The organism is Kluyvera intermedia (assembly GCF_034424175.1).
GTDB lineage: Bacteria > Pseudomonadota > Gammaproteobacteria > Enterobacterales > Enterobacteriaceae > Kluyvera > Kluyvera intermedia.
Window position 1 is genome coordinate 1,546,522 of sequence record NZ_CP139986.1, and the last position, 12,795, is coordinate 1,559,316.

Annotated in this window: 12 protein-coding genes; 7 read left to right on the forward strand and 5 right to left on the reverse strand. The window is 50.7% G+C overall.

Annotation, left to right across the window (positions count from 1 at the left end; all coding sequences use genetic code 11):
• Positions 1-2: 2 nt before the first annotated feature.
• Positions 3-365, reverse strand: coding sequence for a dihydroneopterin triphosphate 2'-epimerase (gene folX / locus U0026_RS07485; protein WP_062772648.1), 363 nt, complete (start codon positions 363-365; stop codon positions 3-5).
• A gap of 204 nt (positions 366-569) precedes the next feature.
• On the opposite strand from folX, the gene yfcF reads away from it, so the two are divergent.
• From yfcF to yfcD, 3 genes are read left to right on the forward strand one after another with little or no spacing between them, the layout of a single operon-like run.
• A complete protein-coding gene (gene yfcF / locus U0026_RS07490; protein WP_062772645.1) occupies positions 570-1,214 on the forward strand; it encodes a glutathione transferase in 645 nt (214 codons plus the stop codon).
• A gap of 56 nt (positions 1,215-1,270) precedes the next feature.
• Complete coding sequence (gene yfcE / locus U0026_RS07495; RefSeq protein ID WP_062772642.1) at positions 1,271-1,822, forward strand: phosphodiesterase; 552 nt, start codon at positions 1,271-1,273, stop codon at positions 1,820-1,822.
• A 56-nt stretch (positions 1,823-1,878) separates the two neighbouring features.
• Complete coding sequence (yfcD, locus tag U0026_RS07500) at positions 1,879-2,424, forward strand: NUDIX hydrolase YfcD (protein ID WP_062772639.1); 546 nt, start codon at positions 1,879-1,881, stop codon at positions 2,422-2,424.
• A 98-nt stretch (positions 2,425-2,522) separates the two neighbouring features.
• On the opposite strand, the gene pta is transcribed toward yfcD, so the two are convergent.
• Together pta and ackA are read right to left on the reverse strand one after the other, a co-directional pair.
• Positions 2,523-4,667: a phosphate acetyltransferase gene (gene pta / locus U0026_RS07505; protein ID WP_062772636.1), complete on the reverse strand. Its 2,145-nt coding sequence runs from the start codon at positions 4,665-4,667 to the stop codon at positions 2,523-2,525.
• A 76-nt stretch (positions 4,668-4,743) separates the two neighbouring features.
• A complete protein-coding gene (ackA, locus tag U0026_RS07510; RefSeq protein WP_062772633.1) occupies positions 4,744-5,946 on the reverse strand; it encodes an acetate kinase in 1,203 nt (400 codons plus the stop codon).
• A gap of 336 nt (positions 5,947-6,282) precedes the next feature.
• Between ackA and yfbV the strand changes: the two genes are divergently transcribed.
• The 4 genes from yfbV to U0026_RS07530 all read left to right on the forward strand — a co-directional run bounded on the left by yfbV (position 6,283) and on the right by U0026_RS07530 (position 9,919).
• Positions 6,283-6,738: a terminus macrodomain insulation protein YfbV gene (gene yfbV / locus U0026_RS07515; RefSeq protein WP_062772630.1), complete on the forward strand. Its 456-nt coding sequence runs from the start codon at positions 6,283-6,285 to the stop codon at positions 6,736-6,738.
• An 81-nt stretch (positions 6,739-6,819) separates the two neighbouring features.
• Positions 6,820-7,314 carry a YfbU family protein gene (locus U0026_RS07520; protein ID WP_062772627.1) on the forward strand — a complete coding sequence of 165 codons (495 nt, stop codon included), beginning with the start codon at positions 6,820-6,822 and terminating at the stop codon, positions 7,312-7,314.
• Between the two features lie 11 nt (positions 7,315-7,325).
• The gene (locus U0026_RS07525) at positions 7,326-7,985 is read left to right on the forward strand and encodes a sugar phosphatase (RefSeq protein ID WP_062772624.1); all 660 of its coding nucleotides are present in this window, start codon (positions 7,326-7,328) and stop codon (positions 7,983-7,985) included.
• Between the two features lie 101 nt (positions 7,986-8,086).
• Entirely contained in the window at positions 8,087-9,919 is a 1,833-nt protein-coding gene (locus tag U0026_RS07530) for an SLC13 family permease (RefSeq protein ID WP_062772621.1), read from the forward strand.
• An 87-nt stretch (positions 9,920-10,006) separates the two neighbouring features.
• On the opposite strand, the gene yfbR is transcribed toward U0026_RS07530, so the two are convergent.
• The gene (gene yfbR, locus U0026_RS07535; RefSeq protein WP_062772618.1) at positions 10,007-10,606 is read right to left on the reverse strand and encodes a 5'-deoxynucleotidase; all 600 of its coding nucleotides are present in this window, start codon (positions 10,604-10,606) and stop codon (positions 10,007-10,009) included.
• Positions 10,607-10,691: 85 nt separating this feature from the next.
• Positions 10,692-11,909, reverse strand: coding sequence for an alanine transaminase AlaA (alaA, locus tag U0026_RS07540; RefSeq protein WP_062772615.1), 1,218 nt, complete (start codon positions 11,907-11,909; stop codon positions 10,692-10,694).
• Between the last annotated feature and the right edge of the window lie 886 nt (positions 11,910-12,795).

The following is a 12,795-nucleotide window of genomic DNA, read 5'->3' on the forward strand; positions in this document are numbered from 1 at the left end:
GCTTAACGTTGCCAGCTTAAGGTAATGGATACCGAGTCGGCGTAACGCAGCGCGTGAACTTTATCGACCTCTACTTCAGCATAAGTGACCCAGTGATGTTTGCGTGCGATATCGAGCACATCCTGAGTTAATTTTTCCAGCAAAGAGAAACGGTTATTCTCTACATGGGAAATAATGCTTTTGGTAATTGTGCGGTAGTTCAGCGCATCGTTGATATCTTCACTGTTGCGCGCCGTATCAGCCGGGTAGCGAATCTCAATATTGATAACCACATCCTGGCGGTTGGCAATCTCTTCTTCTTTGATACCGATAAACGTGCGCAAACGTAGATTTTTGATGCGGATAATCGCGTCGGATTGTGACATTGCAGGCATTCTCCATAATTATTGTTGTCTTGAACATCATACACGAAAGCGGGATTGTCGCGGCTATCGGCCAATTGCAAAAACCTCATGTTGCAGACCAGTGACATCCATTCACGGACAAGCTATGTTGGCTGATATGTCCGATGGAGGCAGGATTTTTGCGTCCGTCGTTTGTGCCTTATTGCCTGTGATTGAGGACTCGCTATGAGCAAGCCTGTAATAACACTTTGGTCAGACGCCGATTTTTTCTCGCCTTACGTCATGTCAGTTTACGTTGCTCTCCAGGAAAAGGGGCTTCCGTTCACCCTGAAAACCGTTAACCTTGATCTTGGAGAACACCTTCAACCGGGCTGGCGAGGCTATAGCGCCACTCGCCGTGTGCCGTTGCTCGAGGTCGATGGCTTTGAGCTCAGTGAATCCTCCGCCATTACCGAATACCTTGACGAGAGCTTTGCGCCACCGCAATGGGAGCGTTTGTACCCTCATGATCTGCAAAAAAGGGCACGTGCTCGTCAGGTACAGGCCTGGCTTCGCAGTGACCTGATGCCGATTCGTGAAGAACGATCGACAACGGTGGTATTTGGTGGTGAGAAAAAAGCACCTTTAAGCGAAGCAGGACACCAAAGCGCGGCTAAACTTTTTGACACTGCCGCTGCGCTTTTATCCCACGGTAAGCCAAATTTGTTTGGTGAGTGGTGTATTGCGGATTGCGATCTGGCGTTGATGCTTAATCGTCTGGTGATGAATGGCGATGATGTCCCGGAGTTACTGGCAGATTACGCCACCTTCCAATGGCAGCGGTCGTCGATACAGCGCTATGTGGCACTCTCGGCTAAACGTGCAGGCTGAAAAAAACCATGAAATCCATTATGATACCAGGGATTATCATTGTAGGGATTTGATTAATGAAACTGATGTTTGCATCGGATATTCATGGCTCTCTGCCTGCCACTGAACGCGTAGTATCGTTATTCAAACAAAGCGGTGCAGATTGGTTGGTGATTCTGGGGGATGTGCTCAATCATGGGCCACGTAACGCGCTCCCTGAGGGATATGCACCCTCCAGGGTTGCCGAGTGCCTGAACGGCGTTGCTGAGCGGATTATTGCGGTACGCGGCAATTGTGATAGCGAAGTCGATCAGATGTTGCTGCATTTTCCTATCACGGCTCCGTGGCAGCAGGTGCTCACCGAAACCCAAAGGTTGTTTGTGACTCACGGTCATCTTTATGGCCCTGATAATCTTCCGCCGCTTGCGTCAGGAGATGTGCTAATTTTTGGTCATACGCACCTGCCGTTGGCAGAAAAGCACGGCGAGATATTCTTATTTAACCCCGGTTCGGTTAGCATTCCCAAAGGCGGTTTTGCTGCAAGCTTCGGAGTGATGGACGGGGGCAAACTGCAAGTTTTAGCACTCAATGATCAGCGGGTTATTGCAGAGGTGGTTATTAACCCGTAATTTACCCATCAATCATAAAACGCGCCGCAAGAGCGCATTCAATTTAAGGTTTTCTGATGGTCGAGCAGAATCATTTGGCAAGCACGGAATGGGTCGATATTGTCAGCGAAGACAATGAGGTCATCGCGCAAGCGAGCCGCGAACAAATGCGTGCGCAGTGCCTGCGTCACCGGGCTACTTATATCGTCGTGCATGACGGCATGGGGAAAATCCTGGTGCAACGCCGTACTGAGATGAAAGACTATCAGCCGGGTATGCTGGACGCCACCGCTGGGGGTGTTGTTCAGGCTGATGAACCGTTACTGGAATCAGCTCGCCGTGAAGCGGAAGAGGAACTTGGGATTGCTGGCGTGCCGTTTGCCGATCACGGTCAGTTCTATTTTGAAGATAAGAACTGTCGTGTCTGGGGAAGCTTGTTTAGCTGCGTTTCCCATGGCCCATTTGCCTTGCAGGAAGAAGAGGTGAGTGAAGTAAGCTGGATGACGCCGGAAGAGATCACCGCACGTTGCGATGACTTTACTGATGACTCTCTGAAGGCCCTGGCGCTGTGGATGACCCGCAACGCGAATAACGAAAAACACGTTGAGGAAGAGGTCGAATAAATTCGCGCCGACTCGCAGAGATAAAAAAATCCGGAACGGTTTCCCGCTTCCGGATTTTTTTTACCTTAAAACCGTCCGCGAACGGACGGTAAAAGGAATTACTGCTGCTGTGAAGACTGGATCGCGGTCAGAGCGATGGTGTAGACGATATCGTCTACCAGCGCGCCACGAGACAGGTCGTTCACCGGCTTGCGCATACCCTGTAGCATCGGCCCGATGGAGATCAGGTCGGCAGAACGCTGTACCGCTTTGTAGGTGGTGTTACCGGTGTTCAGGTCTGGGAAGATGAACACGGTAGCGCGACCCGCAACCGGAGAGTTCGGTGCTTTGGATTTTGCAACATCAGCCATAACAGCCGCATCATACTGCAGAGGACCGTCGATCATCAGGTCAGGACGTTTTTCCTGCGCCAGACGAGTCGCTTCACGCACTTTCTCTACATCGCTACCTGCACCAGAAGTACCGGTAGAGTAGGAGAGCATTGCCACGCGTGGTTCGATACCGAAAGCAATCGCCGAATCAGCAGACTGGATAGCGATTTCTGCCAGCTGCTCAGCGGTTGGATCTGGGTTGATCGCGCAGTCACCGTAAACATAAACCTGTTCTGGCAGCAGCATGAAGAACACAGAAGAGACCAGCGAGCTGCCCGGTGCAGTTTTGATAAGCTGCAGCGGCGGACGGATGGTGTTCGCGGTGGTGTGAACCGCACCGGAAACCAGGCCGTCAACATCGTCTTGTTCCAGCATCAGGGTGCCAAGAACCACGTTGTCTTCAAGCTGTTCGCGCGCGACGGTTTCGGTCATCCCTTTGTTTTTACGCAGTTCGACCAGACGAGCAACATAGCTTTCGCGAACCACTTCTGGATCAACGATTTCAACGCCAGCGCCCAGCTCTACGCCCTGAGATGCTGCAACGCGGAGGATCTCATCTGGGTTGCCCAGCAGTACGCAAGTCGCGATACCACGTTCAGCACAGATTGCCGCTGCTTTAACGGTACGCGGTTCGTCGCCTTCTGGCAGAACAACGCGCTTGCCGGCTTTACGTGCCAGCTCGGTCAGCTGGTAACGGAATGCCGGTGGAGACAGGCGACGGCTACGCTCGGAGGTCGCAGTCAGAGAGTCAATCCAGTTAGCGTCGATAAAGTTAGCTACGTATTCCTGAACTTTCTCAATGCGCTCGTGATCGTCAACCGGAACTTCCAGGTTGAAGCTCTGCAGGCTCAGGGAGGTCTGCCAGGTGTTGGTGTTCACCATGAATACCGGCAGGCCGGTGGCAAATGCGCGTTCGCACAGTTTGCTGATACGTGGATCCATGTCGTAGCCGCCGGTCAGCAGCAGAGCACCGATTTCCACGCCGTTCATTGCTGCCAGGCAGGCTGCAACCAGAACGTCAGGACGGTCTGCGGAGGTCACCAGCAGGGAACCTGCACGGAAGTGCTCCAGCATGTGCGGGATGCTACGTGCGCAGAAGGTCACGGATTTCACGCGGCGAGTGTTGATGTCGCCTTCGTTGATGATAGTCGCGTTCAGGTGGTGAGCCATATCGATTGCACGGGTTGCAATCAGATCGAAGCTCCACGGTACCGCGCCCAGAACAGGCAGGCTGCTTGAGGTTTTCAGCTGTTCAGCATCGATTTTTACCACTTTCGCTTTGGTAGAATCGTCGAAGATCTCAGACAAGTCCGGGCGAGTACGACCCTGTTCGTCAACAGGTGCATTCAGTTTATTGACGATAACACCGGTGATGTTGGTGTTTTTTGCGCCGCCGAAGCTGCTGCGAGTCAGTTCAATACGCTCGTTCAGCTGCTCTGGGGTATCGGTGCCCTGAGACATAACGAAGACGATTTCTGCATTCAGCGTTTTCGCGATTTCGTAGTTCAGAGACTGAGCGAACTGATGCTTACGGGTTGGGACCAGGCCTTCAACCAGTACAACTTCCGCATCTTTGGTGTTCGTGTGGTAGTTAGCGATGATCTCTTCCATCAGCACATCTTTCTGATTGCTGGAGAGCAGGGCTTCTACGTGGTTCATTTTCATCGGTTCAGCGGCAGTCGTCGTAGAAGAGCTGGCGCGAACGATGGTGGTAGTCTGGTCTGGAGCATCGCCACCGGTACGAGGTTGGGCGATAGGCTTAAAGACGCTCAAACGAACGCCTTTGCGTTCCATAGCACGGATAACGCCAAGGCTGACGCTGGTCAGGCCGACGCTGGTTCCGGTAGGGATCAGCATAATAGTACGGGACACGGTTTATCCTCTTTCGTTACCGCCGCGATTGGGCGGGTTACAAAACAGCACCGCCAGCTTAGCTGGCGGTGTGATATCAGGCAGTCAGACGGTTGGCGTCTTGTGCGATGACCAGCTCTTCGTTGGTCGGGATAACGATGGCAGGGCGGGTGCCTTCTTTGTTGATGAAACCAGACTTGCCGAAACGGGCAGCCAGGTTACGTTCGTGATCAACTTCGAAGCCCAGAACGCCCAGTTTGCCCAGGGACAGTTCGCGAACCATTGCTGCGTTTTCACCGATACCACCGGTGAAGATAACCGCATCCAGACGACCTTCCATCAGCGCAGCGTAAGAGCCGATGTATTTCGCCAGACGGTGACAGTAAACGTCCATTGCACGTTTAGCGTCAGCTTTTTCCTGGTAGTTATCTTCTACATAACGACAGTCGCTGGTGACTTCGGTCAGACCCAGAAGGCCAGACTCTTTGGTCAGCATTTTGTTGATCTGGTCAATGTTCATGCCCAGGGTGTCATGCAGATGGAAAATGATAGCGGGATCGATATCGCCAGAGCGAGTACCCATCACCAGACCTTCCAGTGGAGTCAGACCCATGGAAGTATCAACACATTTACCGTTACGGATTGCAGAAACGGAACCACCGTTGCCCAGGTGGCAAGTGATGATGTTAACTTCTTCAACCGGCTTGTTCAGTACTTTTGCTGCTTCCTGAGCCACATAGAAGTGGCTGGTGCCGTGTGCGCCGTAGCGACGGATGCCATGTTCTTTGTACAGGCTGTACGGCAGAGCATACAGGTAGGATTCTTCCGGCATAGTCTGGTGGAACGCGGTATCGAATACGGCAACGTTCTTATCTTTCAGGTTAGGGAAAGATTTCAGCGCTTCAGCAATACCGATCAGGTGAGCTGGGTTATGCAGCGGAGCAAAAGAAGAAGAATCTTTAATACCCTGAATCACTGATTCGTCGATCACAACGGAGCTGGTGTACTTCTCGCCGCCGTGTACGATACGGTGGCCGATTGCAGTCAGCTGCGCGGACAGTTCTGGTTTTTGTGCCAGAATAGTATTAACGATAAAGTTCAGCGCTTCACTGTGAGCGGCGCCTGCACCTAAAGCCGCTTCTTGTTTACCGCCGTCCATTTTCCACTTGATACGTGCTTCTGGGAGATGGAAACATTCGGCTAAACCAGAGAGGTATTCTTCACCGTTAACTGCATCGATTACAGCAAATTTCAGTGAGGAGCTACCGCAGTTCAGAACCAGTACTAACTTACTCGACATGGAAGTACCTATTTATGATACGTGGCTAAAAAAACGTCAATGAGTCATTAAGCGTAGCGCAGGATGACACCGACATTTATGATTAACATCATGCCTGGAACAATTTTCGGGCATGATCTAAGAAATACATATTGATTCTAAGCCATTTTGCATAATTTTCAGCCAATGGCAGAATATGCGATAATTTGATATGCCAGAAGGGATAGAATCTGGCTATCTCAGGCTGGCACAGGATACCCGATTGCAAGGGCTATGCCAAAATTTTTTGAACGATGTCATGCCCAGTTGTTGTTTTCAAAAATATTTTAATTTTTACACGTGAAGTTGAGGTAAGCCATGTCGACTCCCGAGCAACGCCCGGTCAGTTTTTTCAGTTTGTTTAGCCGGGGACAGCACTATTCAAAAACGTGGCCGCTGGAGAAACGCCTTGCACCGGTGTTTGTTGAGAACCGAGTCATCCGTGCGACACGACACGCTATTCGCTTTATGCCGCCGTTGGCTATCTTTACGCTGTGCTGGCAAATTGCCCTCGGCGGACAACTTGGCCCGGCTGTCGCTACCGCGCTGTTTGCGTTGAGCCTGCCGATGCAGGGGCTGTGGTGGCTGGGGAAACGCTCAGTCACTCCATTACCGCCGTCTACCTTACAGTGGTTTTATGAAGTTCGCGGGAAATTACAGGAGGCGGGACAAGCGCTGGCACCGGTAGAAGGCAAGCCGGATTACCAGGCGCTGGCTGACACGCTTAAGCGCGCCTTCAAACAACTGGATAAAACTTTCCTCGATGATTTGTAATTGATAGCGAAAAACGCATATAAAAGAAGACACAATTATTGTGTCTTTTTTTATGCTACCAAGCGCAACAGGAGTCGAAGAATGGAAATGACCCATGCACAACGTCTGATTTTGTCTAATCAGTACAAAATGATGACAATGCTTGATCCCGACAACGCTGAGCGCTATCGCCGCCTGCAAACTATTATTGAGCGTGGTTATGGTTTGCAGATGCGCGAGTTGGACCGTGAATTTGGAGAGCTCAAAGAAGAGACTTGCCGTATCGTCATCGACATCATGGAGATGTACCACGCGCTGCATGTTTCGTGGACGAACCTGAAAGACGCCGACGCTATCGATGAACGACGCGTCACTTTCCTCGGTTTTGATGCCGCGACCGAAGCGCGCTTTTTGGGCTACGTTCGCTTTATGGTTAATATTGAAGGCCGTTACACCCACTTCGATGCCGGTACTCACGGTTTCAATGCCCAAACGCCAATGTGGGATAAATATCAGCGCATGCTGAACGTCTGGCATGGTTGCCCGCGTCAATACCACCTGAGCAGCAACGAAATTAACCAGATTATCAATGCGTAATGGAGGCTGCTGTGCTGTGTAAAGGTTTCCTGTTTGATTTGGACGGTACGCTGGTGGATTCACTGCCTGTGGTTGAACGCTCCTGGCAATTCTGGGCCGAAAGCTACGGCGTTGACCCAGATGCGGTGCTGGAGTTTATCCACGGTAAGCAGGCTATCACCACCTTACGCCACTTTATGCCGGGTAAATCGGAAGCGGAAATCCAGGCTGAATTTTTGCGCCTGGAGCATATTGAATCTACCGATTTGGAAGGGATTCGCGCGCTGCCGGGAGCGGTTGAATTGCTGGAGCACTTAGAGGCTAACGCGATTCCATGGGCCATTGTGACCTCAGGTTCTATTCCCGTGGCTCATGCGCGCCACCGGGCAGCGGGGCTGCTGACGCCTAAGGTGTTTGTGACCGCCGAACAGGTTAAACACGGCAAACCGCGTCCGGATGCCTATTTATTAGGGGCAGAGCTGTTGGGACTTCCGCCGCAAATGTGTCTGGTGGTTGAAGATGCGCAGGCTGGTATCCAATCAGGTATCGCAGCGGGTTGTCTGGTCGCTGCCGTTAACGTACCGCCAGAAACGCCGGAGCTGTTGGAGGTCGATTTTGTCCTCTCAACCCTTGCTGCGCTACGTGTCGAAAAATTGCCGGATAACCAGGTGAACGTCACGCAGAATGCATGATCTTATGATTTAGCCCCACATCGCTGGGGCTTTTTTCTGTCACTATGATTAACACCTTCTAGTTGATGATGTTACCGCTTATTTGATGACAAGGATGTGCTGTGAACGGTGAATTGATTTGGGTGCTCTGTTTATTAGCGATTGCGGTGGTACTGTTTGCCACCGGCAAGGTACGCATGGATGCTATCGCATTGGGCATTATTGTGGCGTTCGTCCTGAGCGGCACGCTGACGTTAAGTGAAGCATTTTCTGGTTTTAGCGATCCCAACGTTATTTTGATTGCCGCGCTGTTTATTATCGGCGATGGCCTGGTGCGTACTGGCGTCGCCACCAAAATGGGATCCTGGCTGGTGCAGGTCGCGGGTAACAGTGAAATCAAAATGCTGGTTTTTCTGATGCTGACCGTTGCCGGACTCGGTGCCTTTATGAGTTCAACCGGGGTGGTGGCTATCTTTATCCCGGTGGTACTGAGCGTCTCCATGCGCATGAATATTTCCCCCTCGCGTCTCATGATGCCGCTAAGCTTCGCCGGGCTTATCAGCGGCATGATGACGCTGGTTGCCACTCCACCCAATCTGGTTATCAACAGTGAATTGCTCCGTGAAGGACTCGAAGGCTTTGGCTTCTTTAGCGTGACGCCTATTGGTCTGGTGGTGCTAGTGCTCGGCATCGTCTATATGCTGATGACGCGATTTATGCTCAAAGGGGATGATGAGAATCAACAGCGCGATGGGCGTAAGCGCAGCACCTTCCGCGACCTGATTAAAGAGTATCGCCTGACTGGTCGCGCCCGTCGGCTGGCTATCCGCCCCGGCTCACCGATGATTGGCCAACGTCTTGACGACATCAAGTTGCGTGAGCGTTACGGCGCCAACATCATTGGCGTGGAGCGCTGGCGTCGTTTTCGCCGGGTGATTGTGAACGTGAACGGAGTATCCGAATTTCGTGCCCGCGATGTGTTGCTTATCGATATGTCGGCGGCTGAGATTGATCTGCGCCAATTCTGCGCCGAACAGATGCTTGAGCCGATGGTACTGCGTGGAGAGTACTTCTCTGACCAGGCGCTGGACGTGGGAATGGCGGAAGTATCGCTGATCCCTGATTCTGAATTGCTGGGCAAGACCGTGCGTGAAATGGGTTTTCGTACGCGCTACGGTCTCAATATTGTGGGCATGAAGCGAGATGGTCAGGCGATGGACGGATCTGTGGTCGATGAGCCTCTGCAACTGGGTGATATTGTGCTGGTGGTTGGCAACTGGAAGTTGATAAGCCAACTGGCGCAAAAAGGGCGAGATTTCGTGGTGCTCAATCTGCCCATTGAAGTCAGCGATGCGTCACCGGCACACAGCCAGGCCCCGCATGCCATTTTCTGCCTGGTGCTGATGGTCGCGCTGATGCTTACTGATGAAATCCCCAATCCTATCGCCGCGATTATCTCCTGCCTGCTGATGGGGAAATTCCGCTGCATTGATGCTCAGAGCGCCTATAAGTCGATTCACTGGCCAAGCATTATTTTGATTGTTGGGATGATGCCGTTTGCGCTGGCATTGCAAAAAACCGGCGGTGTCGATCTTATTGTTAAGGGCTTGATGGATATCGGAGGCGGGCAGGGGCCATATTTGATGCTGGGCTGTCTATTCGTGATGTGCGCAGCAATTGGGCTGTTTATCTCCAATACCGCTACGGCAGTATTAATGGCGCCTATTGCATTAGCTGCGGCAAAAACGATGGGCGTTTCGCCTTATCCGTTTGCCATGGTAGTTGCGATGGCGGCTTCTGCGGCGTTTATGACGCCTGTTTCCTCGCCGGTGAATACGCTGGTGCTTGGGCCGGGCAAATACAGCTTCAGTGATTTCCTCAAAATCGGCGTACCGTTTACGGTGCTGGTGATGATTGTCTGTGTGGTGCTCATCCCGATTTTGTTCCCGTTCTGATAGCACATTCCCGGCGGCGCTCCGCTTGGCCGGGCTACAACTAAAACGTAGCCCGGCCAAGCGGAGCGCCGCCGGGAACGCAGACGACTACAGCGGCGAATCCTGGCTTATTTCATCGAGCGAAAGATGGAAGCTTGGCACAAACACCGCCATAAAATAGTCCATCTCATCGCTGCGCCGTGAAGCCAGCGTCTTCTCAAGCCGGCCTTTCGCCAGCAGAAACTCATTATTACCCGCCGATAATTCTTCCAGGCACTTCAGATATGCACAAAGCGCATCAGCCTGCTTCACAATCGCTTTTTCTTCATCGCTGCACTGGTGCTCATCGATCAACGGCGCAAAAATATCGTGCAATTCTTCTGGCACCATATCGATAAGTTTCTGCTGAGCAATTTTCTCAATCGCTTTATATTCTTGTGCGATTTGTGAGTTGAAATATTTAACTGGAGTAGGAAGATCGCCGGTTAATACTTCGGAAGCGTCGTGATACATCGCTAATAACGCAATACGCTCGGCGTTTACTTTACCATTGAATTTCCGATTCTTAATTGCAGCAAGGGCATGGGCGACCATGGCAACCTGTAAACTGTGTTCAGAGACGTTTTCAGTGCGCACATTGCGCATCAGCGGCCAGCGATTGATTAACTTCAGGCGGGAGAGGTGGGCAAAAAAATGACTCTGATTCATAACAACCCTTACATCGGTGATATCAGTAAAGGCATTGTGCGCTGAGATAGCCGCCGGATGCAAATTCCGACGGCGATAAGAAGCATTACAGCTGGCGGTAGCCTGACAGGAAACGACCAAATCGGGTGATCGCCATTTCCAGATCGTCTTCACGTGGCAGGGTCACAATACGCACGTGATCCGGCCACGGCCAGTTAAAGGCGGTACCCTGGACTAGCAGCACTTTTTCCTGCAACAGGAAATCCAGCACCATGCGCTGATCATCGTGAATGTTAAAGCGCTTGGCATCGATTTTCGGGAACATATACAGCGCGCCTTTCGGTTTCATGCAGGAGACGCCTGGGATCTCGTTAATCAATTCCCATGCGCGGTTACGCTGTTCGTACAAACGTCCACCTGGGGCAATAAACTCGCTGATGCTTTGATAGCCGCCCAGCGCGGTCTGGATAGCGTGCTGCGCCGGAACGTTGGCACAAAGGCGCATAGACGCGAGCATCTCCAGCCCTTCAATATAACCTTTAGCGTGTTTCTTCGGCCCGTTAAGCACCATCCACCCCTGACGGAAACCCGCCACGCGGTAGGTTTTGGACAAACCGTTAAAGGTCACCGTCAGCAGATCCGGTGCCAGTGCGGCGATCGAATGGTGCTGGGCTTCGTCGTAGAGGATTTTGTCGTAGATTTCATCGGCGAAGATGATCAAGTTGTGCTCGCGGGCGATCTCAACGATTTCCTGCAGCAGTTCTTTGGAGTACACCGCACCGGTTGGGTTGTTTGGGTTAATGATGACAATACCACGGGTGCGTGGTGTAATTTTGGCACGGATATCGCCAAGGTCTGGGAACCAGTCTGCAGACTCATCACACAGATAATGCACTGCTTTACCGCTGGATAAAGACACTGCCGCCGTCCACAACGGATAATCAGGTGCGGGTACCAGCATCTCGTCACCGCTGTTCAATAGCGCCTGCATCGCCTGGACAATAAGCTCAGAAACGCCATTGCCGATGTAGATATCCTCGACTGTCACATCACGCATGCCGCGAGCCTGGTAGTGCTGCATGATCGCTTTGCGCGCGGAATACAGACCTTTGGAATCGCAGTAGCCCTGCGCGGTTGGCAGGTTACGGATCACATCAACCAGAATCTCATCCGGCGCATCAAACCCAAACGGGGCTGGGTTACCGATATTGAGTTTAAGAACTTTGTTGCCTTCTTCTTCAAGGCGCTTAGCCTCTTTGAGTACCGGGCCGCGAATGTCGTAACAAACGTTGTCTAACTTGCTGGATTTTTCGATGGGTGACATGAATCTTTAACCTTTTTAGCTGTGATTGCCACTCCCTGCCGTGGAAGTCAGCACGGAACAATGTACTCCGCATCCCCGTGGTTTTGAAGGGTTAACAGTAGAAGATTTTGTTCATTTTTTATTAATGGAACATTCTTTTTTACTATTTGTTTGTGATGATTGTTGTGATATCTATTGCATATTTGGTATTTTGTGGTTTAATTCACTAATATTAAGTGAATTTATGGTTTTTTTGACTAATTCAAAGTGGAAAGGTTTACCTTAGGGAGTGGTGTCGCGTTAATACATTAACTAACTTTACCAATTAATATTTTTATTTAAATTTCCCCTAATAAGTATTAGGCCTGATACACACCTTGTGAATCTGTTGTTAATCCCGGCCTTCAATATATATTAATATTTCTTTATATTTTGAAAAGTTATTTCAAAGTTCTGTGATGAAACTTGAGTTGGTTCGAATCTGCCCTTTTTGGGGATTTGAGATAGATCTTAATTAAGCTTAAAAAGTTAATGGTTTTCGGTTAATATGCGAAGGCACAAGCGAGTTTTGCCCTCTGGTTTGTTGATGGTTATCAATATGGCATCTTTAACTTGATGTAACTTATGTATTTACCACATTAATTTAAAACACGGCTTTTCTCCAGGTGCATTAAACAGCATTACTACTAACAACTTCTTACGCGGCATACCGCCGAGAGAGAGCCAGATAAATAGTCTTAGGGTTAAAGGATATATTGCAAAGGGAACTGTTGCTCTTTGAAGTAACAGACAATTTTAATACTGACACTCATCAGGTCATCATTCATCAGTGTTTGGTGAAAGGTGATTTAAAGGATTAACCTGAAATTTTAGAGTGCAGCATCAATAAGTCAGGTCGTGTTCGTAC